Genomic DNA, 25737 nt, shown 5'->3' with positions numbered 1-25737 from the left:
CTACTGCTTATCTTCAGCAGGTGCTTGAAGGCGCACTTCTACACCATTACGCACACGTTGTAGGCCTTGTGTAATAACCGTATCTTCCTGATCGAGCCCTTCTCGAATGATAATGCCTTGTTCAACCTGAGGGCCAAGCTCGACGTTACGACGCACTGCCACACTTCCCTCAGCCATCACCATCACAAAGTCACCTTCTAAGTCAGTCTGTACGGCACGTCGTGGGATAACAATAACGTCTTTCGTGTTCTTATCTCTCAAGTTCACTTTGATGTGTTGACCCGGAAGTAACTTCTGCTCTGGGTTTGGCACTAGCGCGCGCATAGCAATCGTACCCGTTTTGGTGTCAATACGATTACCTAAGAAATCAAGCTTACCAAGATGCTCAAAAAACTGTCCATTTTCCAGTTCAAGCTGAACTTCAACGCGGTTTGATTCAGCCGAGCCATCACCTTTTACTTGATCCATACCCATAGCTAAACGCTCACGCTCACTCACACTAAATGAGGTATGAACTGGATCTAAACTCACCAGAGTTGTCAGCACGCCAGATGATGGAGAAACCAGATCACCCGTACTCACTTTGGTATCACTAATACGTCCGCTAAAAGGTGCTCGGATTTGAGTATAGGAAAGGTTAACTTCAGCAAGTTTAAGTTGAGCATTTGCCGCTTCTAGCTCTGCTCTCGCACCAAGAAGTGCCGCAGTTAAAGCATCAAACTCAGATTGAGAGATACTACCGCGAGGCAACAAGTTTTTACCTCGAGTATGATCTAATTCGGCTTTTTTTAGCGCCGCTTTAGCTTGTGCAAGTGCGGCTTTAGCACTCGCGACTTGGGCTTCAAAAGAAGATGGCTCGATAGAGTAAAGGAGCTGCCCTTTTTCTACCATTTGCCCCTCTTCAAAGTGACGAGCTTTTAAGTAGCCAGAAATCTGCGCGGTAATATTGGTATCTTCTACTGCTTCAATGCGACCGATATAAGACTTGCTCGGTTGGTAGTCGATAACCGTGACATCCTGAGTCACTACGAGAGGCGCTTGACCTTTCGTTTGGGCATTATTAGCTTCCCCGCATCCAGCGAGGATTGCTGTAGCCGCCATTAGTGCGACAAGTGGTTTCTTTTGCATGTATTTACCGTCTTTATAGAACAGGATATTGTTGAATTCCTATCAACCTTACTCCTTGCTGCCACTGAAAACTTCACTGAAAAGCGCCCAAGGTGTTTCTAAATGTAAACATGAGAAACAAAAGGAAAATAAAGTAATTTAGTTAACAGTGGTATTCAATGAGCAATATACATACAACTCAATCATAACTATTTAATATACGCCTTAGGAGATCGCGAATTTTAGCGTGTGCTTGGAAACACTAACGGGAGTATTGTATTCGGGCGTAAAGTGAGATTCAGTGCTCAAGATAAGAACGTTTTGTGGCTAAAAAGGTAAAAAGTGACGCCTTCATACTCAAGACCCCGATTTTGACTATTTTTTTAATGTAAATGGGTTATCATTCAATTAATTCAACGCCTTCGACAGAGAGGATGACTATGATTTCTAAATGGGCGAAACGCTTTTACCAGATGGCAGAACTAGTGGCGTCTTGGAGTAAGGACCCATCAACACAAGTCGGTGCCGTTATTACTAAACAGAATCGCATTGTATCTGTTGGATTTAATGGCTATCCGCATGGTGTTTCTGACAGTGTCGACACCGATGAGCGCGAGTTGAAATACCTTAAAACACTGCACGCGGAAGAGAACGCAATTTTGTTCTCAAAACGTGACTTAGACGGATGTGATATTTGGGTAACGCATTTTCCTTGCCCTAACTGCGCGGCAAAGATCATTCAAACAGGGATCTCACACGTACACTGCCCTGAGCAGTCTGAAGACTTTTTATCTCGCTGGGGAGATAAAATCCAAGTCAGTCAAGATATGTTCGATCAAGCGGGTGTGAAAGTCGACTGGTTACCGCTAGAAGACATTGAAATTGAAGACAAAGACGTGCGCTAGTATCCCATCTTAATAGTTAAATAGCCCAGAGAGATCTGGGCTATTTTGTTATTAAATCTGCAAGAGGTCTCGACGTAGTCTTTTAACTGTGTTTTTTCGCTGTGAGCTCAGCAATTTTGACAATAACGAGTACTGATTTTTCCATCATTTCAACAGAAATAAACTCGTGAATTCCGTGGAAGTTAAAACCACCGGTGAAGATATTCGGGCACGGCAAACCCATAAAAGATAAACGAGCACCATCTGTACCACCACGAATAGGTTTTATAATCGGTTCCACATCACACGCTTCCATCGCTTGCTTTGCCAGCTCAATGATATGAGGGTAAGGCTCAACCATTTCTCTCATATTGTAATAGCTGTCTTTTATTTTTAGCTCTACAGAACCATGGCGTAAACCCGTGTTCATTTCATCGACGAGTTTCTGCATAAAGGCTTTTCGATCCTCAAGTCTTTGACGGTCAAAGTCTCTAATAATGTAACCTAGCTCGCTTCGTGCAACGCCCATTTCTGCCGATTTTAGATGGAAGAACCCTTCGTAACCTTCGGTTGTTTCCGGAGTTTGATCTTGGGGCATTTGAACTTGAAATTTCGCAGCCAAGTTCATCGCATTGACCATTTTGCCTTTTGCAGTACCTGGATGAACGCTAACACCATGAAAAATTACATCAGCGTTTGCTGCATTAAAGTTTTCGTATTCCAACTCACCTTGCGGGCCACCATCTATAGTGTATGCCCATTTCGCGCCAAATTTTTTAACATTAAACAAATCTGCACCACGACCGATTTCTTCATCCGGAGTAAAACCGATACAAATGTCGCCGTGTGGAATGTCTGGGTTTTCCAGTAGCAGATCTACCGCGGAAAGAATCTCTGCGATACCGGCTTTGTTATCCGCGCCAAGTAATGTAGTGCCATCGGTAGTAATAAGATTGTGGCCATGTAGGTGATGTAAATCTGGGTATTGCACGGGAGATAACACTTCATCCCCCAACCCTAATGCAATATCGCCACCCTGGTAATCTTCGATGAATTGCGGCTTTACGTTTTTGCCAGATGCATCCGGCGCGGTATCCATATGGGCAATGAAGCCGATAGGAGGAACCTCATAATCAACATTGGCTGGCAGTTTAGCCATCAAGTAGCCATTTTTATCCAAAGTCACGTCACTTAAGCCAAGTTCGAGCATCTCTTTTTTAAGTAACTCAGCAAACACAAGCTGGCCAGGTGAACTTGGGCAAAGCGTCACATGTGGATTGGATTGGGTATCAAACGTGACGTATCGAAGAAATCTTTCAACTAAATGTTTCATATTTATTCTCATTGTTTTGTACGATGAGGCATTATCACGCATTGATAAGCTGACGTTGCCTCATCAAACCTCACGCTATGTTACGCTCTTAGCTCAATAAGAATTTGCTTTGAATCATTTTTTGATAAGAAAGGCTTTTGCGCTTTGCTTTCGCTCATTGAAGTATGAATTTAATCTAAAAGTTCCTCAGCCAGTACTCGCCACTCTTTAACCTTTTCACGAAAATGACGCCATTGCTTATCGGTCATCGAACGAGAAACATCTAATGTCAGTTGATCAACCAATGCAAAGTTAGAATCAATATTCAGAGAAAGCTGCTCACTATAATAACTCTCTGGCTCGAACAAGAGTCGCATAAATATATCTTGATAAGTCACAACATTAGATTTGTTGTCGAACAAGTATTCGAGCTCTTGATATACCGTGGCTCGATAATCTCTCCATAAAGGGCTGTTTAAAATAACTTGCTGAGAAAATCTTTGAGCTAATTGACGCTGATTTCCTGATAGATTCCCTAGCCATTCTTCCATCCACTCTTCAGTGTTATCCAGAATAATTTCACGCACTTCGTCTTCTGTCTTATCGGCATATTTTGCGTTTCGCTCTTGATAATGTTCTTGTACATTACTCAAAAACTCGCGTTCTTGCTCTTTCGTTAATTGCAAACTTAACGCAAAAAGATCTGGTGCTGCTTTGCTTACCACTCTATCGTAATGCGCTCGCATTCTATCTCGATTTTGTTGTAAGTAATTTAAGGTGATATCGCTCGCTTTTAATCTCTCAAGGTCTTTTAAATGTTCGATATATAATGGTAACTCCTCTTTCTTGTGCCAGTCTGCCAACAATAATAAGCGCTCTTCCACCAGGACTTCTTGTTCCCCTTGCAACGAGACATAGTCCTCTAAGTAATCGAGCACGAACCAATCGATATTGCTGTATAAAAACTTTTTCGCACAACCGGCAAGCAGAAATACGAAGCAAAATAGAAGGCCATAACGAAGCGCCTTATTAGATACACCCTTTAATTTAGTCACTTATTCGTATTCCCTTTTCTGTTGATTAAGTTCTATACTCAACCTGTATCACTTAGTATTGCGGCAAACTTACACCAGTGTGACAAATATTGATTGCCACCTTAATAATATATAGAGTTTGAAATTAACTTTTTGATCACAGCTATCCGCAAAAAAGTGAGTTAGAGCGCAATTATCGGCTAAAAAACGTACCGAACGACGCTCCCTATAACGGCATATAATTTGCATGGATGTTTTTTGGATGGTTTATGGAGGCGAAGTATGGCAGCCGCTGAGCAACTTGATACCAGTGTAGAATATGAGATTCGATATTTTGAACAGGGGAAAATGCACTGCATGAGAGTCATTGCTGAAAGCAAAAAAGTGGCTTATCAGTACTATTTGGAGTGTGGTAAGCACAACAGTGACTTGTACTCTATTCGCCCAGACAAGTAAAAAAACCGCCTGTTAGGCGGTTTTTTTACTTGTCAGAATCAATATAAATATTTGATTTTATTTATTATTACAGATTCAAATTCAACAATGTTATTTGATGTCGCCAAAGCGCTCAAGATAAAGGACGGTTGCTGCAGTACGAGAAGGAACTTGAAGCTTTTTAAGTAAACTCTTCATATGTACTTTAACCGTAGACTCAGAGATAAAAAGACGATCGGCAATTTGCTTGTTGCGGAAACCTCTTGCCACCTCTCTTAAGATCTGAGATTCACGATCGGTCAGTGTATCAAACACGTCCTCTTGCTCTGAACGTTCACTCAAATACTTAGAAACTTCTTGGCTGTATGCCTTGTCCCCTTGGTGCGCTTGTTTTAGCAACTCAACCAACTCATCAGGCTCAGTGTCTTTCAATAAATAGCCATCGGCACCACTTCGAACTATTGCTTCGATATCTGCTGGGCTATCTGAAACGGTTAGAATGACAATTCTGGCTTCACAGCCATCTGCACGCAGTGCTTGCAAAGTATCAAGGCCAGACATGCCTTTCATATTAAGATCAAGAAGTACAAGATCCAGTTCTAGCTCATGCGCTTTCGCTACTGCATCCGCGCCATTACTTGCTTCTGCAATGACCTCAAACTCAGGCTCAAAGCTTAAAAGCTGGTGGATACCTCTTCGCATGAGTGGATGATCATCCACCAGCATTACTTTACACACTGTCACTGTTTACTTCCTTACTATGTTGGAATTCTAATTTTACGGTACAACCTTTGTTTATCGATGCTTCGATGTGCAGATCGGCATGCAGTCTAGCGGCCCGCTCTTGCATGATACTCATACCGTAATGATTTAATTTTTCGTCTTGATGTTCAAAGCCTATTCCATCGTCGCTAACGGTTACTGTGACTTTTCCATCATTATCGAGACATTGAATGTGAATATTATCTGCTTGCGCATGTTTGATTGCATTAATTGCCGCTTCTCTTATCAACTGTAGTAAATGAACCTGCTGATGTGCATCCAGTTCAGTTGATGAAAGTCTATTTTTTAGCGTAATGTCCGCAGCAGTTTGTTCACTGAGCGTTTCAACCATGTCTTGCAATGCTTGGCCAAAACTGCCCTCTTTAATCGTAAGACGAAACGTCGTCAGTAACTCGCGTAACTGCGTATACGCGGCAGATAAGCCCGTATCTAGCTCAGCAATAACTTGATTAGCCTGAGCGATCGCCTTTTCGTCAGGCAAGTTCTTTACGCTTCTCTTTAACAAAGCGACCTGAATTTTTAAGTAAGAGAGTGCTTGAGCCAATGAATCATGCAACTCCCGAGCAATAGTGGCTCGCTCTTCCATCAGCAGAATTTGTTCTGCTTGGCGCTGCGCCCGATTGTAATACACGGCGCGTGATAAAATCTGCACGAAGTTGTCAATAAGAGCCTCGTTCGGACAAGGTAACCCTGCTTTCCAATATAAATAGCCCAAGTGCTCATCATCTAGCATCAGGGCTTTACCGTGGCAATCTTCATCACAATCTTGGCAGCATTCTTCTCCTTCCATCAATATCCAGCTCGGTTCTCCTAGCTGCTCGATTTCAAGTTTGACCGCTTTAATGCCCTCAAGACTGACGATATGCTGCAAAATCGCCTGGAAATTGTCTTGATTAATACGCGACGCCGTGAGTTCTTTTGACGAGTCGTACAGCACTTCTAAAGACTGGTTGGCATGCTGCAATTTACGTGTTTTCTCATCAACCGCTTGTTCTAATCCTCGGTACAACTTACCAAGGTCTGTCGCCATCCGGTTAAAGGTTCGAGTCAGTATTCCCATTTCATTATCGCTGGATACATTGAGCGATATATTGAATGAGCGATTTTTAATTTGCTCGCTAGCAAAAACTAAGGCACGCAGAGGCCGAACAACTTCGAGGCGCACAAAATGAACGACAAACATACTGACACAAAGAATGCCACCCAACCCTAACCCGCCGATCCAGGCTAAGTTAATCAGTTTTTGCTCCGAAAAGCTTTGTAGCTTAAATACAAACTCATCGATTTGTTCAACAAAACCGGCCACTAGGAGTTGATATTCTGCCGGGTTGTCTCCTCTAAGCACCGCCTTGAGTTCATGCCATCTGATAATAAGACGGTAGTAATCGTGAGTGATGTCTTCTGGCACAGACCAATGCTGAAGCGCTTTCATTGAAGGTGAATATATCGAATGTTCAAATGCGTCAATATGTGAAGAATAGTCAACAGATTTAACCTGAATATCATTCGCCAGACGGTAGCTTTGCATTCGCATCGAGCCAGCAACATTGACGGCTTCAGCATCGTTCAAACTGGACGCTAACGTAAAAATCGCAAAACCAGTCGTAGCGACTGAGAGCAGCAAAATAAGAAGCATCGCGGACGCAATCGTGCGCGTCACCGACTTTTTCACATTTTTAAACAATCTGAGTTCCTCGCCCATTAACAATCCTATTTTTACGTGCAATGAACCCATTACCTTTCAACTTTATCAATATGTGATCACCTGCGACGGAATTTATTGATCCAAAACAATATTGCATACCATTTACCCCCTAAGAGGTATTTATACAAATATGTCAAAAACTACAATTTCGTTAGTTTAAATGACAGTTTATTAATGAAAATTGTGGACTATGCTTAGTTTGGGTTCCAAGTTTCGAGGTGACTAAGTGGTAGACCTTTCCAGAAGAAGACTCTTTGCAAGAAAAGCGCACCCCGACAACGCCGTACGTTTGCCTTGGTTAACTAAACCGCAACAGTTTACGGACGATTGCACTCGCTGCGGTAAATGCATTGAGGCCTGTGAAACAAAGATTATAACCAAAAGTGATGGCGGATTCCCCTCGGTCGATTTTTCCATCGATGAATGCACATTTTGCTATCAATGTGCAAACGCCTGTCCTGAGCCCCTTTTCTTGCCAGAAACAGAACAACCTTGGCAAGCAAAAGCAAGTATCAACGATAACTGCTTAGCAAAACAAAATGTCGAATGCCGAAGTTGTGGGGATATGTGCGACCCGATGGCAATTCAGTTCAAATTAGAACTGGGGAAAGTAGCACAACCCAATTTAGACCTTGATGAGTGTAACGGCTGCGGCGCCTGTGTTTCAGTGTGCCCGACTTCATCCATCAATGTGAGCAATACAACAGCCTAAGCCGAATGTCGTCGGCCAAAGGCAATAAAAATAAATGAGAGAGCTATATGTCACTAAATGAAGTGCATATTTCAAGTTTGGTAGTACATGTGCTGCCGGAACATTTGGACGAAATCAAACAAAAGATAGAAGCACACGAAAATGCGGAAATCTATGGTGACAGTCCTGAAGGCAAGATTATCGTCGTACTTGAAACTGAGAACCAAGGTTTCATCACAGACACTATCGATGCCATTAACAATTTACCGAACGTCTTAAGCACGGTATTGGTTTATCACCAAATCGAAACTGGGCTTGAAGAAACGGATGAAGAAGACACTGGAACACAACATTCCCAAATCGAGGGTGAAGTATGAAAATGACAAGACGTGCGTTTGTGAAAGCAAACGCGGCTGCATCAGCTGCTGCTGTCGCAGGTGTGACACTACCAGCATCTGCAGCCAACCTGATTGCAAGCTCTGATCAAACCAAAATCACATGGGACAAAGCACCTTGTCGTTTCTGTGGTACAGGCTGTTCTGTTCTTGTTGGCACTCAAAACGGCAAAGTGGTAGCAACACAGGGTGACCCAGAAGCACCAGTAAACAAAGGTCTGAACTGCATCAAAGGTTACTTCCTTTCTAAGATCATGTACGGTCAAGACCGTCTAACTCAACCGATGCTACGAATGAAAGATGGCAAATTCCACAAAGATGGTGAATTTACACCTATCTCTTGGGATGACGCTTTCGACATCATGGCTGAGAAATGGAAAGCTTCCCTCGAGAAAAAAGGCCCAACAAGCGTAGGTATGTTTGGCTCAGGCCAATGGACAGTAATGGAAGGCTACGCTGCATCAAAGTTAATGAAAGCAGGCTTCCGATCAAACAACATTGATCCAAACGCTCGCCACTGTATGGCTTCTGCCGTTGTAGGTTTCATGCGCGCATTCGGCATCGATGAGCCAATGGGTTGTTACGATGACTTTGAGAACGCAGACGCTTTCGTTCTTTGGGGCTCAAACATGGCAGAGATGCACCCGGTTCTATGGACTCGCATTACTGACCGCCGCCTAAGCCACCCTCACGTTAAAGTGAACGTGCTTTCTACTTACTACCATCGTTCATTTGAGTTGGCAGACCACGGCTACATTTTCAATCCTCAGTCTGACCTTGCAATTGCTAACTTCATCGCAAACTACATCATCGAAAACGATGCAGTAAACTGGGACTTCGTGAACAAACACACGAACTTCACTCAAGCAGACACTGACATCGGCTACGGTCTACGTGACGATGATCCGCTACAAAAAGCAGCGAAGAACCCGAACTCTGGCAAACTCACTTCTATCTCATTCGAAGAGTACAAGAAATCAGTAGCGCCATACACAGTAGAGAAAGCATCTGAAATCTCTGGTGTTGAGAAAGAGAAGCTTATCGAGCTTGCGAAGCAATACGCGGATCCAAACACGAAAGTGATGTCTCTATGGACGATGGGTATGAACCAGCATACTCGTGGTGTATGGATGAATAACTTGGTTTACAACATCCACCTACTAACCGGTAAGATCTCGACTCCGGGGAACAGCCCATTCTCACTAACGGGCCAACCATCAGCATGTGGTACCGCTCGTGAGGTTGGTACGTTTGCTCACCGCCTACCAGCGGATATGGTGGTTGCTAACCCTAAACACCGTAAGATTGCAGAAGACATCTGGAAACTGCCAGAAGGTACGATTCCACCAAAACCTGGCTTCCACGCCGTATTGCAAGACCGTATGCTGAATGACGGCGTTCTGAACTGTTACTGGGTTCAATGTAACAACAACATGCAAGCCGGTCCAAACATCAACACAGAACGTCTTCCAGGTTACCGCAACCCAGAAAACTTCATCGTTGTGTCTGACCCATACCCGACAGCAACAGCACAAGCAGCAGACCTTATTCTTCCTACCGCAATGTGGATTGAAAAAGAAGGTGCTTACGGTAACGCAGAGCGTCGTACCCAAGCTTGGTACCAACAAGTGGGCACAGTCGGTCAAGCAAAATCGGACCTTTGGCAACTAATGGAGTTCTCGAAACGCTTCAAAATGGAAGAAGTGTGGCCTGAAGAGCTTCTAGCGAAAGCGCCTCAATACCGTGGTAAAACAATGTACGACGTACTTTACCGCAATGGTAACGTCGACAAATTCCCTATCGAAGAAGCTCGTGAACTGAATGACGATGCTCACCACTTCGGTTTCTATGTTCAAAAAGGTCTGTTTGAGGAATACGCAACATTTGGCCGTGGTCACGGGCATGATTTGGCTCCATACGACCGCTACCACCAAGTACGTGGTCTACGTTGGCCTGTTGTTGATGGTAAGGAAACACAGTGGCGCTTTAAAGAAGGTTCAGACCCATACGCGAAAGAAGGTTCTGGTTGGGACTTCTACGGCAATGCTGACGGCAAAGCGAAGATCATTTCCGCGCCATACGAAGCGCCACCAGAAGTACCGAACGATGAATTTGATATGTGGTTATGTACTGGTCGTGTTCTTGAACATTGGCACACAGGCACCATGACTCGTCGTGTACCTGAATTATACAAAGCAGTACCAGACGCAGTGTGTTACATGCACCCAGAAGACGCAAAAGCACGCAATGTTCGTCGTGGTGAAGAAGTACTCATGGCAAACAAACGCGGTGAAGTACGCGTTCGTGTTGAAACTCGCGGTCGTAACCGTCCGCCAAAAGGTTTGGTATTCGTACCGTTCTTTGATGCACGTATTTTGATTAACAAGCTTATCCTAGATGCGACTGATCCACTGTCTAAACAGACAGACTTTAAGAAGTGCCCAGTCAAAATCACTAAGATTGCTTAACCTTCAGATACTGAATGCTACGGCCGTCATTATGGCGGCCTAATAAAGAATTTAAGCCATAAAGGCGGAGATGAAATGATGAAAAAATTACTTGTCGCAGTTTTATCTGTAGGTGCGTTAGTGACAGGCATTGCGCAAGCTGAGTTGGATAATCCAGGTGGTATTGGAGGTCTAGAATCTTTACGTGGAATGTCTCAATTGGAAGATACGCGTCCAGCAGACGAGTTCAAAGACTTCCCTAAAGATCAAATTGTTGAAGACAGCTATGTTTATCAACCACCGTTGATCCCACACAGCATTCGTCACTACGAAATTTCGTTAAATGCTAACAAGTGTCTTGCATGCCATAGCTGGAAAAATGCAAAAGAGTCAGGTGCGACTAAAATTAGCGTAACGCACTATGTAAACAGAGAAGATGCGGTACTGGCAGATATGTCTCCTCGTCGTTACTTCTGTTTGCAATGTCACGTTCCACAAACGGATGCAAAACCACTAGTGGAAAACGAGTTTAAGGCAGTCGATTCGCTTCAGTAATTGAAACGCGAGTACTAAGAGGTTACTTATGAAAATACTTAAAGCGTTTTGGAAGAGACTGTCGAGCCCGAGTAAAGCTGCCGCTGGTGTGGTTTTATTTCTAGGCTTCGCTGGTGGCCTTCTATTTTGGGGCGCATTCAACACAGGTATGGAAGCAACCAACACAGAAGAATTCTGTTCTGGCTGTCACGCGCCGATCGTTGCTGAAATTCAAGAAACAATTCACTACTCCAACCGTTCTGGTGTTCGTGCGATTTGTTCAGACTGTCACGTTCCTCATGAATGGACGGATAAGATCGTTCGTAAAGTACAGGCATCTAAAGAGCTATTTGCACACTTCGTAACGAAGACGATCGATACGCCAGAGAAGTTCCAAGAGCGTCGTGGACACCTCGCAGAGCGAGAGTGGGCACGTATGAAAAAGAATGACTCTCTTGAATGTCGTAACTGTCATGAGTTTGATTTCATGGATTACTCTCAGCAAGGATCACGTGCGGCAGAACAGCACTCCACCGCTCTAGCCTCAGGCGAGAAAACATGTGTAGACTGTCACAAAGGTATTGCGCACAAACTACCAGACATGAGCGGCGTTGAAGGCTGGCACTAAGGAGACTTACCATGAGTACATTAGAATCTGTAATTTGGCATATCCTTGGCTACAGTGCTATGCCAGTGATTATTCTTTCCGGCTTTGTGGCGGTAGCAGCAATCTCTCTCTGGCTGCTGTCATTTGGTAAGGATAAAGAGGTGTAACGTAACGCATCTCTACTCGTCAACTAGCCTATTTGTTGACACTGAGCGCCGAGCAAATGCTCGGCGCTTTTTATTTATTAATCAATGGTACTTGCCAACAACAAACAAGCAATCATACATAAAAAAAGCGACCATAAAGGCCGCTAAGATTTACTGCTATAGGGAGTCGTTTAAGATTCTTTTACTGGCAGAACCTGTTTGACGTATTGTCCTGGCGCCTCATCAATAACCGGATGGTTTTCTGAGCCAATAGGGAAAGGCTCAACTTGCTCTTTAGGGTTGAATTGGAGTAACCACTCGTTCCAGTGTGTCCACCACGATCCCTCTTTGTGTTCCGCGTTATTCAACCACTCATCAGCAGAGTCATCCAAATTATCGTTCAACCAATAACCATACTTATTTTTAGCTGGAGGGTTCACGATGCCCGCAATATGACCAGATTCACCGAGGACAAACGTTTTGTTACCACCCGTGTTCAGCGCACCACGGTAAGTTCCCTGCCATAACGCAATGTGGTCTTCTTTCGTTGACACAAAATAGCTAGGAATTTTGATCTTATTTAGATCAATCCATACTCCACCAATTTTGACGCCTTTATCTTGCACCAGCTTGTTCTCTAAATAGAGCTCGCGAAGCAAGAAATTGTGAGATGCAGCGCTGACGTTGGTGCTATCGCTATTCCAGTACAACAAGTCGAAATCAACCGGACTGTTACCCTTCAAGTAATTGTCGACGTAGTAGTTCCAGTACAAGCTGTTTTCACGCAGTAAACTAAACGTCACGCTTAAGGAACGGCCGTCCATATACCCTTTTGCGTTATTTTGCGCTTCAATTGCACTAACAATGGTGTCATTGATATACGCGCCGACTTCACCTGGTTGAGAGAAGTCGAGCAACGTGGTGAAGAAAGTGGCAGACTTAATGCGCTTCTTCATACGTTTTGCAGCGTAGTAGGCAACCGTGCTTGCTAAAACAGTACCACCGATACAATAACCAGCAGCATTGATTTGCTCTTGTCCTGTTATATCTTCAATTGCAGCGACGGCTTTCACTACGCCTTCTGTCACGTAGTCACCAAACTCTATGTGCGCTTGTGCCTTGCCTGGATTGCGCCAAGACATCATAAATACACTATGCCCCTGCTCTAACAACCATCGAACCATTGAGTTCTTTGCTGTTAAATCAAGGATGTAGTATTTATTGATGAAAGGTGGGACGATGAGCAGCGGCGTCGCATTCACTTTCTCTGTTAGAGGTCGATATTGAATCAACTCAAACAATTCGTTTTGAAAAACCACATTGCCCTGTGTCGTCGCAACGTCATCGCCCACGCGGAATGCATTGTTATTCGTCATACGAATTTTTAAAATGTCTGCGCTCGACTCAACGTCTTCTTTCAACTGCTCTAAGCCTGCCAGTAAGTTTTGACCGTTTTGCTCAAGTGTCAGCTTCAAAAGCTCTGGGTTAGTGGCGATGAAGTTGGAAGGAGAAAGGGCGTTAATGGCTTGGCGAGAGAAAAAAATAATACGTTCTTTCGTCTTTTCATCTAAGCCTTCCAAAGACTCGATGGTGTCCAGATAGGTCTTACTAAATAAAAGGTAGGATTGTTTGATGAAGCTATACATGGCTTCATTTTGCCACGCTTCGTTTGAGAAACGCTTATCCCCTTTTTCAGCTTCGACGATTTGTGCTTGGTTCCCTGCCAATGCAACATTCTGCCAAATTTGCAGCTGCTGTTCCCACCACTGTGCTTGCAGCTTTAAAATCGCAGCAGGCTGATTCGCAGCTTGTTCGAACAGTTTGGCAGTATCCTCAAAGTTCACTTCTTGCATGGCCTTGTTTAAAGGAGAGTTCACGACTGCCTTGTTCACTTCGAAATCATGCCACCACTGATGATTGGTTTCCTGAAGCTTCACAAGATAGTCCGAAAAGAAGTGTTGAAACATAGTCTTACTCCTATATTCGGAAAAAACAACGCCGCCCAAATCTAGGGGCGGCGAGAATCGGACAAATTACGCTGGAGTAACAGTCTTTAGATTTTCCGAAGTCATTTTCTCAACGTCTTCTTTGAACTCTTTTGCAATCGCTTGAAGCTTGTTGCTGTCATCCATCATTTGTTGAGAAAGTTTAGTAAGTACGCTTAGTTGCTGACTGTTGAAAGCAGTCAATGACGTTACGTCTTTGATTTCTGTCGCTGCTTTCATCTGGTTTAGACCCACTTCACTGTATGTGCGAATGGCGTTCAATTGAAGCTCGGTCAACACTTCTACGTTTTTTGTCACTAGCTTGTTGAACTTCAAGTAAGGTTCTAGATTTTTTTCAGTTTGATCGCTAAATGTTTTGAAGAAATCTGTGTACATGGTTTGTCTCCTAGAGAAAGAATTAAAAATGTCCGTTTAAATAATTACTTAACTGTCTTTACAACCACAGCCGTGCCCATGCCGCCGCCCACACAAAGTGAAGCAACGCCATATTGACCATTTTGTTTATGAAGCTCGTGAACCAGCGTGACTAAGATTCGGTTTCCAGATGCACCAAGCGGGTGTCCTAGCGCGATAGCACCACCGTTAAAGTTCGCTTTATCTTGAATCGCGTTAACTGGAACTTGGTTTGTTTCCGCCAACTGATGAATCACGCCAAGTGCTTGCGCTGCAAATGCTTCGTTTAACTCGTAAACGTCGATATCATTTACTGTGAGTTCTGCTTTTTCGAGTGCTTTATTGACCGACTCAACAGGACCTAGACCCATGATCTTCGGATCAAGACCCGATTGCGCGTAGCTTACGATCTCAGCAAGCGGCGTTAATCCATGCGCTTTAACTGCGCTTTCAGACGCCACGATAATCGCACTCGCTCCATCGTTAATGCCTGATGCATTACCCGCAGTCACAGTGCCTTCGCGGTCAAAAGCAGGACGTAGCTTGCTTAAGGCTTCCATTGTCGCGTTCGCTTTTGGGTATTCATCCGTATCAAACATCACGGCTTCACGGCGTTGCTTTACTTCCACTGGCACAATTTCGTCTTGAAATTTGCCAGCTTCGATAGCGGCTACCGCTTTCTGTTGGCTAGACAGCGCGTATTCGTCTTGCTGCTGGCGAGTTAAGCCGATTTGTTTTGCTACGTTTTCTGCCGTCACACCCATGTGATATTGGTTGTAAACATCGGTTAAACCGTCCGCTACGAGCAGATCTTTTAGCTCCAGATTGCCCATTTTGTTGCCATCACGAATGCTGCTTGGTGCAGCAAACGGAATCTGAGACATGACTTCAACACCCGCTGCTACAACGATCTCAGCATCGCCACTACGGATATGGGACACGGCATCCATGACCGTTTTCATGCCACTACCGCAAACCATGTTTACGCCATATGCAGGAACAGATTCAGGAATCCCCGCAAACAGTGCCGCTTGGCGGCCAACACCCATTCCTTGACCTGCACCAACAACGTTGCCAACAATCACTTCGTCAACCTTGTCGCCAAGCAACTTTGCCGCTTCCAACGCGCCTTTAATCGCTACTGCTGCCAGATCGCCAGCAGAAGTATTTTTCAGGCTGCCACCAAAAGCGCCGATTGGGGTACGCTTCGCCGCTACGATAAATACTTTTTCCATCATCTTATCTCCTTAGTGCATGTATAGGCCGCCGTTCACCGACAAAGTCTCTCCGGTGATATAGGCGCCCGCATCGCTGACCAAGAAGCTCACTGATGCTGCAATTTCTTCTGGTGTCGCAAGACGTTTCATTGGAATTTGGTTCGTGATAGATTCCAGCACTTCTGGCTTCATTTGCTCAACCATTGGCGTACCCGTGTAACCCGGCGCGATAACATTAACTGTTACACCCGAGCGAGCACCTTCGTATGCTAAGGCTTTAGAGAAACCGATCATCCCAGCTTTCGCCGCCGAGTAGTTTGCTTGACCAAACTGCCCTTTAAGACCATTGACTGAAGAGATATTGATGACACGACCACCGCCTTTTTCGCACATTGCAGCAAAGAGGGGTTGCGTAACGTTGAATAAACTATTGAGGTTGGTATTGATGACATCATTCCAAGCTTGCGCAGTCATCTTTTTAAACACGCCATCACGTGTAATTCCTGCGTTGTTGACAACAACATCAATGGTTCCTTCCTCCCCAAGCAATTGCGCCAATTTCTCTGCACACTCTGTCGTGTTTGTTACATCCAACTCAAAAAGGCGAACCTGATCTTTGGTAAACCCTTTGCTGTTGAACCACTCCAGCGCACATTCGTAGTTACCTGTGAAATAAGTAGCGATTACACGGTAACCGTCATTGACTAATTGAGAGGAAATAGCAGAACCAATTCCGCCTTTTGATCCAGTGATCAAAGCGACTTTCTTCATTGAAGACTCCATTCTTAACGGCATTTAAAAAGCAAACTTAATACACTGATGAAATAGTTCATCAACTGACGTGTTTATTTATTCTTTTGACAACCAATCCCGTGCTGCCTTTATTTTAAGTTAACCTAGAAATATTACATTTCAAATAAAAAACTCACCCAATTGCATAAGATTGATTTAGATCTCATTACTCGTGAAATGTTATAAAATGGTTAATTTTATATAAGCCATTGTTTTAAATCACACTTCCACAAAAGCCACACCAACAGAAATAGAAACATAATTATTAAATATCATGCACTTACATACAGAATGGTAGACGTTACATTATGTCATGATTTAAGATCTGAATTTTAAGCCTATATGATTACAACAAACTTGAGATTAGAATAATAATTCAATTATCAGTAAAAATAATTATCAAACATATCATTTAATTACTGCATTTAATGATAATTTAGTTATCAATTCGATTATTTTAATAAAGTGATGATTAATACCGATAAAATATAATAAGTTAAATATATTTAATCTAAAAATGATATAAGAGCTTGTCTCATACTGGTGCAATACGCACTATTATGACGCATAGATTAAAATATAATTTCATTTTAAATTTATATATTCGAAGAACATCAACTAGCTACTAGTGAAAGTAATCGTTCGCTTTGTAGTAGCATCCTTTTCCACTTTGCACTATCTTTGTGGCTTCTCTTTAATCACTAAATCATCAACAGATATGAATCTTGCATTGCTCAGTATGTTCATCCCTACTTTCTTTTTTGTCTCAATCACGCCTGGTATGTGCATGACTCTCGCCCTAACGTTAGGTATGAGTATCGGTTATCGTCGCACGTTATGGATGATGATAGGAGAGCTTCTCGGTGTTGCGCTGGTGTCAGTCTCTGCGGTGTTAGGTATCGCTGCGATTATGCTCAATTATCCTTGGATGTTTATCGCGTTAAAGTTCATTGGTGGCGGTTATTTACTCTATCTTGGAGTTGAAATGTGGCGATCGCGAGGGAAACTTGCGATTAATGTCGACAACTTAGAAACACCAAAGAGTGACAATATCGCACTGATCATGCAAGGCTTCGTTACCGCAATCGCAAACCCAAAAGGCTGGGCATTTATGATTTCTCTTTTACCGCCTTTTATAGACCAAAACGCAGCGCTTGCACCGCAACTGATCATACTTGTCTCCATTATTTTACTGTTTGAGTTCATTTGCATGTCTCTGTACGCTACTGGTGGTAAAGGGTTGAAACACGTATTAGGTCAGTCTAAGAATGTACGTCTAATGAACCGTATCGCAGGCACTTTAATGATGGGAGTTGGTGTCTGGTTGCTACTAAGCTAAGGCAAACTGGAAACAATGAAAAATATTCTGAATAAAATAGCTAAAGTCATGGGTGAAGTATTGGACTTTCAAGCCCGAGTTTGGGTTGTGAACGTCTATAGCGGTGAGCATAAAGGCGAGTCTTATGTCGTTAATGAAGATGCTTTCTCTGTACCTCTTCAGTGGATGAAGAAGAAAGGCTACCAAGAGCCAATGTTGAATAAAGTCGAAGCAATGAAGCGCTCACAAGTCTTAGAGTTCGACTTGGGACTTGTGAAACATCGCTTGATGCGCGTGAAATAAGCACAAAAAAGCGCCACTCAAGATGAGTGGCGCAAGCACTTTTACCTTAAAAATAATGCTACGGCGCAGCGTCGATCTCAACTGGAAGATAATGTTTCGGCTCCAGTTTCAACCACTCAGGCAGCACAGTACCAATCGAAATCGAAGACCATGTCCCCGACAGAACGCCAATAAACATGGCGGTTGAGAAACCAGCCAAAGGCGCTCCTCCCATAATCCATAATGCACCAACAGTGATCAATGTCGTACCAGATGTCACCATAGTGCGTGAAAACGTCGCGATAACAGCTTGGTCATTGATGTCTTCTGTTTTCCAACTCTGTTTCGCAATCAACAGCTCACGGATTCGGTCTGCAATGATGATCGAGTCATTCAATGAGTAACCTAAAATCGCCAGCACAGCAGCAAAAACGGTTAAGTTGAACTCCATTTGAGTAATTGCAAAGAAACCAAGCACTAAGATCACATCATGGGCCAAAGCAAACAGTGAACCACTGGCCAAACGCCACTCAAAACGGAAACACAAGTAACCGAGAATACTCAACACACAAATCAACAATGCTAAGCCACCTTGTTCAAACAAGTCTTGGCCAACTTGAGCGCCAACTATACTGTTGCTGACAACATCAACTTGGTGAGAGATTGGCTTCAACACCTCTTCTACACTTGGCAACGTTTGTCCATCTTCCGGCGCAGAGTAACGAATCACCCAACGGCCATCTTCACCAGAGCGTGTCACTGACGCAGATTCACCAAGCTTTGGTTGCAGAACGTCAAGCAGATCATGGTTAGTTAGCTGCTTATCTACCTTTACTTCTGTCACCATACCACCAGTGAAGTCCAAACCTAGGTTCAACCCTTTAAAGCCTAGAGCGACGATCGCGATCACCGTTAAAATGATGGAAACTAGCGTAGTAAAGTAGCGAATTTTACGAATATTTTGTTTTAGCATTTCGACCATGATTAAACCCTCACATCACGACGGGCATCGCGGCCCCAAATTAAATTGATCATTGCTCGAGAGGCAAATACGCCTGTAAACATACTGGTTAACAAACCTAATCCGAGTGTTAAGGCAAAGCCTTGGATTGGGCCATTACCGATGGCGTACAAAATCACGGCGGTGATCATAGTAGTAATGTTGGCATCAAGGATGGTCGAGAACGCGCTGTCAAAGCCAAGATCAATCGCTTGAGCGAAGCTGCGGCCTTCACGCATTTTGTCCTTAATACGTTCAAAGATAATAACGTTGGTGTCTACTGCCATACCGACGGTTAACACTAAACCGGCAATACCCGGAAGCGTTAGAACCGCTCCTGGTAACAAGGCGATTAAGCCAAGCAAACAAAGCATGTTGGCGCAAAGCGCCACGTTCGCTACCCAACCTAAGCGGCGGTACCAAAGTGCCATAAAGGTCAGTGTTAGTCCCATACCTAAAGCCAGTGCTGCAAAACCGTTTTCAATGTTTTCTGCACCCAGAGAAGCACCGATTGTTCGCTCTTCCACAATAGTAACCGGCGCGGTCAGTGACCCCGCGCGAAGCAATAGCGCCAACTGCTGCGCATCGTCCATGCTACCTGCCCCAGTAATACGGAACTGGCTACCAAGCTGAGATTGAATAGTCGCGACGCTGATAACGCGCTCACTACGCTCAGTTACACCGCGATCGTTTGTTTTGTATTCACGGTAAACGGTCGCCATTGGCTTGCCGATGTGAGTTGCTGAGAAGTCACTCATTTTCTTACCACCAGCGTGGTCAAGAGAAATATTGACTTCTGACATGCCCATTTTGTCGACACCAGCACGAGCGTTCACGATGTGCTCGCCCGTTAGAACTGGTCGTTTTGCCAAAATCACAGTACGACCATCATTATCTTGAAGAACAAGATCTTGGCTGCTGTGTGCTTGGCTCGCATCTTTCACTTCATAAAACGCCAAGCTTGCTGTTGCACCAATAACGTTTTTCGCTTGAGCAGGATCTTGTACACCAGGGAGTTCAATTCGAATACTCTCTTTACCTTGGCGTTGCACTAGTGCTTCTGTGATACCAAGTTCTTCAATACGACCACGCATGATCTTCAGGTTTTGTTGAAGAGTCGACGATTGAAATTCTTGGATATTTTGTTCACTCGGTTCAAGCACAAAGCCACGAGATGAACTTTTTGAAATCCAGCCCGGGTAATTTTGACGCAAGAACTTGTTCACTTCCGACAATGCTTGCTCGCTGTCACTGTTTACCGTAATTCGGTTGCCGCTTTCTGCTCGAACTTGCACACCACGAACACGTTGATCACGTAGGTTCGCTTTGATTTCATCAATCAATGCATCACGTTGTTCTTCAAACGCTTTATTCACATCAACATTCAACAAGAACTGAACGCCACCACGAAGGTCAAGACCGAGCTTAATTGGGCTAAAGCCCATCTCATTCAACCATTCTGGCGCAACCGATACGTATGAGAAAGTGATGCTGTCGTCTTTATTTAGCTCTTTGTTTAACAACACACGAGCTTTACTTTGCGCATCTTCACCATCGAATACAATGGTTGTTTTGCCGTCTTTTTCGATGATTTTGTCGGCTGAAATATGGTTGGTTTTTAGCAGTTGATTCAGATGAACAACCGACATTTCACTGTTGTTTTGCTCCGAAAACGTCAACTGGATAGAAGGCTGTTCGCCAAACCAAGTTGGTATAGCACTTAGGGTTAAAATAATGACCGTCGTGATTAATACGACATATTTCCAAGCTGAGTAGTGATTCATCAGCTTTCTGTTCTTTTGCTGCTTTGGTGTTTTTTTCATGTAAACATCATCCCTTCACGATGAAGTGAAGCTTTTAATAACAAGGCTTAACACACGACAGATGCGCCCAGAATAAATTCAGGGTATGAAATGCTCAGAACGCTCACGTCCTGTCGAATACAATCGTCGTGTTAAGAGTGCACAATGGTGCAAATAAATGGTGTTTAGGCAGAAAACTGACTATTGAGTGCGACGTACATGGCATTGGTCTCTTTCCAACCAGAAATGCGATGATCGCTTGTGAAATGATAAAATGTGGACTGGTTGTGACGCCAGTTAATGTCCATCAAGCTGTATGCGTAACCCGCATCAGCGTAAAACGGAGTAGTGAGATCGCCGACAAAATCTACGTGCTCGTCATCAAGCCCTTCCCGTAAGTAAGACGTCCAGCGCTGAGAGTTAAACAAAGCAACGGAATCGAGACTTGCATGGCCTTCAGATACTGGAGATTGAGAGCTTTCTTCTGAGACTTCAGAAAAATCGACGGAAGAGTTTGGCGATACACTTGCGGCTACAAAAGGTTGGAGCTTAGAAAAGTGCGGTAAGTGAGCCTTGTGGTCGATTTGCGCAGCAGATACATGCACTGGTAGCAATACCATTGCAAATAGCAGCAAAATCAACTTTCTAAGGTAAATCCAAGACATAGGAACTCACTAAAAACACAAAGAGCCAAGTTAGGTCACTTGACTCGTTGATAGTATTCCTATTGATTATGGTTCACAACTAAAAAGTTATAAATCTCTGATTTCAGGTTTGCATCGTTATTGCATTTATCAAAACGTCTTTAGAGAACTAGTGTAATTGGTGGTGAGTTATCGATAAAAAATATCGCCCTTATCAACATCTAAGTAGATCTTGTTCTCTTGCTCCAAACCGCCACAATAGATGAAGTAAACGTTGCGCTTTTTGAACGTCACAGAACGAACCCAGCCTCCGAGCTCCTCAAAATCACTCGGATCACAGGTTTCATCGTCTAACAATTGCTGTGTTTTCTTACGGAAAATATCCAAGTGAACTTTTAAATCATCCGACTTCTGTAGGTATTCATCCAATATCTCTAAGCGCTCTTGCTCTTTAATAACTGGCTCTGCATCAGATAACCCTTCAGCATTCAACCATTCGGCTTTTTCTTCTCCACCCTCTTCATAGACAAGATAGCCGGAGATTCGGTACCACCCATCTACTTTTTCTAACACCGATACTTTTTCTCCCTTATAGAGCGTATCGACAACTAAAGCATTAGGGTTAGGCTTGTTGTAAACATTGACACGACGCTCAATAACGTAGTACTCGGTAACTTCCGGGGGAACGGCTTCTAAATCCAGAATCGGTTTGGATGTTTCTTTTTGCAGTGACGATTGCTCGACTTGTGTAGCCTTTGGTGCTTCAGGTTCATCTTTCTGCATAAAGAAGAAATAGTATCCAGCCCCCGCTCCGCCGAGCAACAGCATGACAATCAATGCGACGAGAATTTTCTTCATGCCCTTTTCCTTTTCATTCTTTATTCTTATCCCACCAGCAGCACGCATGTCGTAGAAATTTGGGTATATACTCAAAAGAGCAGGTCAACTAACGCGAGCAATAATGATCAACAGACTCAATTGGATACTACTATTTCTTCTGTTCCCGATAATGGGGCACGCCAATATTCAATGTAACCCATCGTCGTGGAATGACAATCTTACCCAATTCAATCGTTTAGAGTCCAATTACAATCAGCATGTTGAGGTATTCAATACACTTTTGACCGAACATAAACAGCGTCAGTTATTGTCCGAAACCTTTTCACTGCATGAACTCGTGCTACTTTGGCGTGCCAAGTCGAACCAAAATGTGTTCAAAGCGCAATTAAAAGCATCGATTCAATACAAAGAAGAGCTCACAACTAAAGCGAATCAGCTGCTTAAATTGAGCACACAATCCCAATGGTCAGCTAATGGGTGGGAGATCCTGGCCCAAAAGTGCCGCGAGTCAAACAAAACAGCCAATCAAATAACTGCGGAATGGTATAACACCAACGCTTTGGAACTTGCTGAAGATTACAAGCGCCTCTCTTCACAATATCAAACTCTGTCACAAGTCTATGATAAAGAAGCTCGAGCACTTCAATACGCTCAAGATGTTTCGAAGTAAAAACAGAGCCAGTTTTGAATAGACGATGTTGGTTTTTCACTCCAATATTGGACGTTATTCGTGCTTTTTATCTTTCCTTAGTCGTGAATAATATCAAATGTAAATAATGGGATTGTTCCCTTTGACAAACTTGACTAAACCATGACCAAGACAATCAATTTATAGAGACATACGTCACATTAATGCTTTACTTATGGACATTTTTTGGTTAGTTTAGCCATTAATAAAATTTAATAAAAAGTCACATTTGGCTGGAGATGATGCTACAAACATGGTTATCAATCGATTAAGTAACAGGGAATGTCCTAATGCTACCAAAGCCAAGTTTTTGTCAGTAGTTAGGCACGTAAAAGAGTTCGGTTCAATCAGTGATTTGGATCTTTGTAAAATCTTCGGAGAAACAATATGGAGTGATGGGAGGGAATACCATTCAGCCGCTTTCTCATTCAAGGTTGATAGATACACAGGTAACTGTGAAATCTCACAATACAAAAACCAATAAGGCTTAAGAATTTATAAGGCGGAGTCAGGAAACGGACTCCGCTTTTTTGATCATGGCAATCGTAAAGTCGTGCTCGGAGTACCCCTCAATCAATCGTGTATTCGGACACAGCAACCGACAATAGCGAAAGACACCTTCTTTATTGTGCGACGCTAACATTTTCATGCTGGGTAGTTTGGATTCATCCAACAAGTTAAACACACAACCTTTCTCTGTCGCTCGGTACATTTTCTCAATCATTTCAATGGTGTGATTTGGGTTGGTGGATTGATAGTTCAATGATCCGGAAGCAAAAACAAAGTCGCAACGAGGCAATACCAACGTTGAAAAGTCGCCACATATAAACTTACTTTGCGTACGAAAATCTCGTTTTCTGGCTTCAGAGATAAACTGTTTTTGCTGATCAATGCCAATATAGCTTTGAGGAAGCCCCCCCATAAGTTCGATAAACGCTAACAAGTCTCCGTAGCCGCACCCAATATCTAAAATACTTGAACCGTCTAACGTTAACCCTCGGCACAACGCCTCAAAACGGCTGATCTGACTATACTTATCTGCCCATCCCAGAGTTCGGGCTCTGTCTTTACCAAACTGTCTATATCGCTTTCGATGATAGTGGGCAATCTTAAGTCTATCGAAAAATTTCATCTTTCTTATGCATAAATCGGCAAACTGCCATTTCCTTTCACTTGTCTAATCGCCAGGTGGGTATGAATATCTTTCACATTTTCTAATCGCTGTAACTTTCTAGTAAATGTTTCATAACCAGCGAGATCTTTACTGACCACCTCTAACAGGTAATCATAGGCCCCTGATACGACATGGCATGAGATCACTTCATCCATCTCAACAACGGCATGTTCAAACTCATCAATCGAAGAAGCTTGGTGGTTATTTAAACTCACTTCAACAAATACAGTCATCGCGATGCCTACGGTGTCTCTGGACACAATAGCTCGATAACCACTTATTACACCTTCCTGCTCCAAACGCTTAATGCGTCTTGCACAAGGTGATGCCGATAGCCCTACTTGGTCAGCAAGTTCTGCCGTTGTCAGAGTGGCATCCTTCTGCATTAGGTTGATAAGTTGCCTGTCAATTTTATCCATCTATTCTTCCATGCCTTTAATCACCAACAATTAACACTTATACGCAATTTATCACCAACATCAAGCCTAATTACGTCAAACTTTGCCTCCCTTTGGCAAGAGTTTTATTCAACAATTAACACATCATTTACAAATGGACATGTCGATAATGATCTTGGGATACGCAGCTATATTAACGACCTTACTGCTTTGGTCTGGTTTCTTTATTTCTTTAAAAGGGGGCGCAATTTCTGCCTTGCAGCCAGCCGATATCGCGTTAGTTCGCTTTCTAATCCCAAGTATAATTTTATTACCATTTGTGATTAAGCATAAACAGTCGCTGCGCGTCGTGCCTAAACGCTACCTGGTTGGTGTTGTGGTTGGAAGCGGCCTTCCCTATCTTCTGGTCGTCGGAACGGCTATGCATTTCGCTCCCGTGGCGCACGGCAGTGCATTAGTACCTGGCGCTTTGCCATTGTTTGTTTCTGCTATCGCGGTACTTTGTTATCAACAGTCGCTGAGTGCTCACCGCTTAATCGGGCTTTCTACGGTGTTGTTAGGGATTTTCGTATTCCTTCTTTCTAATAGCGGCGCAGAGTACAACTGGTCTCAGTTGCAAGGGCATATCCTGTTTCTAACTGGCAGCATCATGTGGGCTGCTTTCACCATCAGCGCTCGTGTCGCTAATCTTAATGCACACGTCTGTGCAGGATTCGTTGCAATCGCGTCTTTGGCTCTACTCATCATCGCCGTTGGTTTCGGGTGGGTAGACAGTTATTTGGTGGTAACACCGTTCAGCCAGTGGCCATGGGAGGAGTTATTTGGCCACGCGATGCTACAAGGTGTTGGCGCAGGTTTAATCGCTTCTTTCACTTTCATTTATGCAATTAGGATCATCGGTGCCGAAGCCAGCGCAGCTTTTGGTTCATTAACTCCAGTCGTCGCGACACTTCTTGCCGTTCCAATTTTTGGTGAACAACCAGATTCTCTCACTTGGTTAGCGCTGATGTTGGTCACATGCGGCAGTATTGTGGCAAGCCAAATCTTTATGAAAGGTGGAATGAGCCAAACTTATCGCCCACCACTTCACAGATAGCGATGAT

General features: G+C 43.6%; 27 protein-coding genes. 12 read left to right on the top strand and 15 right to left on the bottom strand.

Annotation, left to right across the window (positions count from 1 at the left end):
- Window positions 1-1128 carry a multidrug efflux RND transporter periplasmic adaptor subunit VmeY gene (vmeY, locus tag R8O70_RS06245; protein WP_005389044.1) on the bottom strand — a complete coding sequence of 376 codons (1128 nt, stop codon included), beginning with the start codon at window positions 1126-1128 and terminating at the stop codon, window positions 1-3.
- A gap of 419 nt (window positions 1129-1547) precedes the next feature.
- Here vmeY and R8O70_RS06240 point away from each other — a divergent pair, with 419 nt between their 5' ends.
- Complete coding sequence (locus tag R8O70_RS06240; RefSeq protein WP_005373515.1) at window positions 1548-2012, top strand: dCMP deaminase family protein; 465 nt, start codon at window positions 1548-1550, stop codon at window positions 2010-2012.
- An 82-nt stretch (window positions 2013-2094) separates the two neighbouring features.
- Here the strand turns inward: R8O70_RS06240 and pepT are convergent, their stop codons facing one another.
- Entirely contained in the window at window positions 2095-3324 is a 1230-nt protein-coding gene (gene pepT, locus R8O70_RS06235; RefSeq protein ID WP_258625156.1) for a peptidase T, read from the bottom strand.
- A 170-nt stretch (window positions 3325-3494) separates the two neighbouring features.
- Entirely contained in the window at window positions 3495-4358 is an 864-nt protein-coding gene (locus tag R8O70_RS06230) for a DUF6279 family lipoprotein (protein ID WP_047101217.1), read from the bottom strand.
- A gap of 261 nt (window positions 4359-4619) precedes the next feature.
- Between R8O70_RS06230 and R8O70_RS06225 the strand changes: the two genes are divergently transcribed.
- Window positions 4620-4793, top strand: a complete 174-nt coding sequence (locus R8O70_RS06225; RefSeq protein WP_005373524.1) for a hypothetical protein — start codon at window positions 4620-4622, stop codon at window positions 4791-4793.
- A 90-nt stretch (window positions 4794-4883) separates the two neighbouring features.
- Here the strand turns inward: R8O70_RS06225 and R8O70_RS06220 are convergent, their stop codons facing one another.
- Window positions 4884-5498 (bottom strand): response regulator, encoded by a 615-nt coding sequence (locus R8O70_RS06220; RefSeq protein ID WP_031777156.1) that lies wholly within the window; start codon window positions 5496-5498, stop codon window positions 4884-4886.
- A 4-nt stretch (window positions 5499-5502) separates the two neighbouring features.
- Window positions 5503-7239, bottom strand: coding sequence for a nitrate/nitrite two-component system sensor histidine kinase NarQ (narQ, locus tag R8O70_RS06215; protein WP_042522694.1), 1737 nt, complete (start codon window positions 7237-7239; stop codon window positions 5503-5505).
- A 247-nt stretch (window positions 7240-7486) separates the two neighbouring features.
- Between narQ and napF the strand changes: the two genes are divergently transcribed.
- The 6 genes from napF (at window position 7487) to R8O70_RS06185 (ending at window position 12101) form a co-directional block, all read left to right on the top strand.
- Complete coding sequence (gene napF, locus R8O70_RS06210) at window positions 7487-7972, top strand: ferredoxin-type protein NapF (protein WP_005373529.1); 486 nt, start codon at window positions 7487-7489, stop codon at window positions 7970-7972.
- Window positions 7973-8019: 47 nt separating this feature from the next.
- Window positions 8020-8328 carry a chaperone NapD gene (locus tag R8O70_RS06205; RefSeq protein WP_005373535.1) on the top strand — a complete coding sequence of 103 codons (309 nt, stop codon included), beginning with the start codon at window positions 8020-8022 and terminating at the stop codon, window positions 8326-8328.
- Complete coding sequence (gene napA / locus R8O70_RS06200; RefSeq protein WP_005389060.1) at window positions 8325-10814, top strand: periplasmic nitrate reductase subunit alpha; 2490 nt, start codon at window positions 8325-8327, stop codon at window positions 10812-10814. The genes R8O70_RS06205 and napA overlap by 4 nt, the downstream gene beginning before the upstream one ends.
- 78 nt (window positions 10815-10892) lie before the next feature.
- A complete protein-coding gene (locus tag R8O70_RS06195) occupies window positions 10893-11348 on the top strand; it encodes a nitrate reductase cytochrome c-type subunit (RefSeq protein WP_005389061.1) in 456 nt (151 codons plus the stop codon).
- A 28-nt stretch (window positions 11349-11376) separates the two neighbouring features.
- Complete coding sequence (locus tag R8O70_RS06190; RefSeq protein WP_005373542.1) at window positions 11377-11955, top strand: NapC/NirT family cytochrome c; 579 nt, start codon at window positions 11377-11379, stop codon at window positions 11953-11955.
- A gap of 11 nt (window positions 11956-11966) precedes the next feature.
- Window positions 11967-12101 (top strand): TIGR02808 family protein, encoded by a 135-nt coding sequence (locus tag R8O70_RS06185; RefSeq protein WP_005373546.1) that lies wholly within the window; start codon window positions 11967-11969, stop codon window positions 12099-12101.
- Window positions 12102-12271: 170 nt separating this feature from the next.
- Here the strand turns inward: R8O70_RS06185 and phaC are convergent, their stop codons facing one another.
- The 4 genes from phaC to R8O70_RS06165 form a co-directional block, all read right to left on the bottom strand.
- The gene (gene phaC, locus R8O70_RS06180; protein ID WP_017819891.1) at window positions 12272-14047 is read right to left on the bottom strand and encodes a class I poly(R)-hydroxyalkanoic acid synthase; all 1776 of its coding nucleotides are present in this window, start codon (window positions 14045-14047) and stop codon (window positions 12272-12274) included.
- A gap of 66 nt (window positions 14048-14113) precedes the next feature.
- Entirely contained in the window at window positions 14114-14461 is a 348-nt protein-coding gene (locus tag R8O70_RS06175; RefSeq protein WP_005373550.1) for a phasin family protein, read from the bottom strand.
- Between the two features lie 44 nt (window positions 14462-14505).
- Window positions 14506-15714, bottom strand: a complete 1209-nt coding sequence (locus R8O70_RS06170) for an acetyl-CoA C-acetyltransferase (protein ID WP_042522695.1) — start codon at window positions 15712-15714, stop codon at window positions 14506-14508.
- A 12-nt stretch (window positions 15715-15726) separates the two neighbouring features.
- The gene (locus tag R8O70_RS06165) at window positions 15727-16467 is read right to left on the bottom strand and encodes an SDR family oxidoreductase (RefSeq protein WP_005373555.1); all 741 of its coding nucleotides are present in this window, start codon (window positions 16465-16467) and stop codon (window positions 15727-15729) included.
- A gap of 739 nt (window positions 16468-17206) precedes the next feature.
- On the opposite strand from R8O70_RS06165, the gene R8O70_RS06160 reads away from it, so the two are divergent.
- On the top strand, window positions 17207-17827 hold the full coding sequence (locus tag R8O70_RS06160) for a LysE family translocator (RefSeq protein WP_021035942.1): 621 nt from the start codon (window positions 17207-17209) through the stop codon (window positions 17825-17827).
- A 15-nt stretch (window positions 17828-17842) separates the two neighbouring features.
- Window positions 17843-18109, top strand: a complete 267-nt coding sequence (locus R8O70_RS06155) for a hypothetical protein (protein ID WP_005373566.1) — start codon at window positions 17843-17845, stop codon at window positions 18107-18109.
- A gap of 58 nt (window positions 18110-18167) precedes the next feature.
- Here R8O70_RS06155 and secF read toward each other — a convergent pair whose 3' ends face one another.
- The 4 genes from secF to R8O70_RS06135 form a co-directional block, all read right to left on the bottom strand.
- The gene (gene secF / locus R8O70_RS06150; RefSeq protein WP_005373567.1) at window positions 18168-19070 is read right to left on the bottom strand and encodes a protein translocase subunit SecF; all 903 of its coding nucleotides are present in this window, start codon (window positions 19068-19070) and stop codon (window positions 18168-18170) included.
- A 2-nt stretch (window positions 19071-19072) separates the two neighbouring features.
- Entirely contained in the window at window positions 19073-20911 is a 1839-nt protein-coding gene (secD, locus tag R8O70_RS06145) for a protein translocase subunit SecD (protein ID WP_017635185.1), read from the bottom strand.
- Window positions 20912-21075: 164 nt separating this feature from the next.
- A complete protein-coding gene (locus tag R8O70_RS06140; protein WP_238855359.1) occupies window positions 21076-21555 on the bottom strand; it encodes a hypothetical protein in 480 nt (159 codons plus the stop codon).
- A 168-nt stretch (window positions 21556-21723) separates the two neighbouring features.
- Window positions 21724-22392, bottom strand: a complete 669-nt coding sequence (locus tag R8O70_RS06135; RefSeq protein WP_005385650.1) for an SH3 domain-containing protein — start codon at window positions 22390-22392, stop codon at window positions 21724-21726.
- A 103-nt stretch (window positions 22393-22495) separates the two neighbouring features.
- Between R8O70_RS06135 and R8O70_RS06130 the strand changes: the two genes are divergently transcribed.
- Entirely contained in the window at window positions 22496-23044 is a 549-nt protein-coding gene (locus R8O70_RS06130) for a hypothetical protein (protein ID WP_025767930.1), read from the top strand.
- Between the two features lie 526 nt (window positions 23045-23570).
- Here the strand turns inward: R8O70_RS06130 and R8O70_RS06120 are convergent.
- Together R8O70_RS06120 and R8O70_RS06115 are read right to left on the bottom strand one after the other, a co-directional pair.
- Window positions 23571-24194 (bottom strand): class I SAM-dependent methyltransferase, encoded by a 624-nt coding sequence (locus tag R8O70_RS06120; RefSeq protein WP_053304531.1) that lies wholly within the window; start codon window positions 24192-24194, stop codon window positions 23571-23573.
- A gap of 5 nt (window positions 24195-24199) precedes the next feature.
- The gene (locus tag R8O70_RS06115) at window positions 24200-24655 is read right to left on the bottom strand and encodes an Lrp/AsnC family transcriptional regulator (protein ID WP_005373581.1); all 456 of its coding nucleotides are present in this window, start codon (window positions 24653-24655) and stop codon (window positions 24200-24202) included.
- A gap of 148 nt (window positions 24656-24803) precedes the next feature.
- Between R8O70_RS06115 and R8O70_RS06110 the strand changes: the two genes are divergently transcribed.
- The gene (locus R8O70_RS06110; protein ID WP_258624539.1) at window positions 24804-25730 is read left to right on the top strand and encodes a DMT family transporter; all 927 of its coding nucleotides are present in this window, start codon (window positions 24804-24806) and stop codon (window positions 25728-25730) included.
- Window positions 25731-25737: the final 7 nt, after the last annotated feature.

The organism is Vibrio sp. 779(2023), assembly GCF_033344285.1.
Taxonomy (GTDB): Bacteria; Pseudomonadota; Gammaproteobacteria; order Enterobacterales; family Vibrionaceae; genus Vibrio; species Vibrio alginolyticus.
The sequence above is the reverse complement of the archived record's forward strand: the minus strand, read 5'-3'. Positions and strand labels throughout refer to the sequence as shown.

Bases quoted from the DNA above. Each gene is read 5' to 3' on its own strand.
- vmeY (WP_005389044.1), bottom strand. From the start codon at position 1,128: ATGCAAAAGAAACCACTTGTCGCACTAATGGCGGCTACAGCAATCCTC.
- R8O70_RS06240 (WP_005373515.1), top strand. From the start codon at position 1,548: ATGATTTCTAAATGGGCGAAACGCTTTTACCAGATGGCAGAACTAGTG.
- pepT (WP_258625156.1), bottom strand. From the start codon at position 3,324: ATGAAACATTTAGTTGAAAGATTTCTTCGATACGTCACGTTTGATACC.
- R8O70_RS06225 (WP_005373524.1), top strand. From the start codon at position 4,620: ATGGCAGCCGCTGAGCAACTTGATACCAGTGTAGAATATGAGATTCGA.
- R8O70_RS06220 (WP_031777156.1), bottom strand. From the start codon at position 5,498: ATGCTGGTGGATGATCATCCACTCATGCGAAGAGGTATCCACCAGCTT.
- R8O70_RS06205 (WP_005373535.1), top strand. From the start codon at position 8,020: ATGTCACTAAATGAAGTGCATATTTCAAGTTTGGTAGTACATGTGCTG.
- napA (WP_005389060.1), top strand. From the start codon at position 8,325: ATGAAAATGACAAGACGTGCGTTTGTGAAAGCAAACGCGGCTGCATCA.
- R8O70_RS06195 (WP_005389061.1), top strand. From the start codon at position 10,893: ATGAAAAAATTACTTGTCGCAGTTTTATCTGTAGGTGCGTTAGTGACA.
- R8O70_RS06190 (WP_005373542.1), top strand. From the start codon at position 11,377: ATGAAAATACTTAAAGCGTTTTGGAAGAGACTGTCGAGCCCGAGTAAA.
- R8O70_RS06185 (WP_005373546.1), top strand. From the start codon at position 11,967: ATGAGTACATTAGAATCTGTAATTTGGCATATCCTTGGCTACAGTGCT.
- phaC (WP_017819891.1), bottom strand. From the start codon at position 14,047: ATGTTTCAACACTTCTTTTCGGACTATCTTGTGAAGCTTCAGGAAACC.
- R8O70_RS06175 (WP_005373550.1), bottom strand. From the start codon at position 14,461: ATGTACACAGATTTCTTCAAAACATTTAGCGATCAAACTGAAAAAAAT.
- R8O70_RS06170 (WP_042522695.1), bottom strand. From the start codon at position 15,714: ATGGAAAAAGTATTTATCGTAGCGGCGAAGCGTACCCCAATCGGCGCT.
- R8O70_RS06165 (WP_005373555.1), bottom strand. From the start codon at position 16,467: ATGAAGAAAGTCGCTTTGATCACTGGATCAAAAGGCGGAATTGGTTCT.
- R8O70_RS06160 (WP_021035942.1), top strand. From the start codon at position 17,207: ATGAATCTTGCATTGCTCAGTATGTTCATCCCTACTTTCTTTTTTGTC.
- R8O70_RS06155 (WP_005373566.1), top strand. From the start codon at position 17,843: ATGAAAAATATTCTGAATAAAATAGCTAAAGTCATGGGTGAAGTATTG.
- secF (WP_005373567.1), bottom strand. From the start codon at position 19,070: ATGGTCGAAATGCTAAAACAAAATATTCGTAAAATTCGCTACTTTACT.
- secD (WP_017635185.1), bottom strand. From the start codon at position 20,911: ATGAAAAAAACACCAAAGCAGCAAAAGAACAGAAAGCTGATGAATCAC.
- R8O70_RS06140 (WP_238855359.1), bottom strand. From the start codon at position 21,555: ATGTCTTGGATTTACCTTAGAAAGTTGATTTTGCTGCTATTTGCAATG.
- R8O70_RS06135 (WP_005385650.1), bottom strand. From the start codon at position 22,392: ATGAAGAAAATTCTCGTCGCATTGATTGTCATGCTGTTGCTCGGCGGA.
- R8O70_RS06130 (WP_025767930.1), top strand. From the start codon at position 22,496: ATGATCAACAGACTCAATTGGATACTACTATTTCTTCTGTTCCCGATA.
- R8O70_RS06120 (WP_053304531.1), bottom strand. From the start codon at position 24,194: ATGAAATTTTTCGATAGACTTAAGATTGCCCACTATCATCGAAAGCGA.
- R8O70_RS06115 (WP_005373581.1), bottom strand. From the start codon at position 24,655: ATGGATAAAATTGACAGGCAACTTATCAACCTAATGCAGAAGGATGCC.
- R8O70_RS06110 (WP_258624539.1), top strand. From the start codon at position 24,804: ATGATCTTGGGATACGCAGCTATATTAACGACCTTACTGCTTTGGTCT.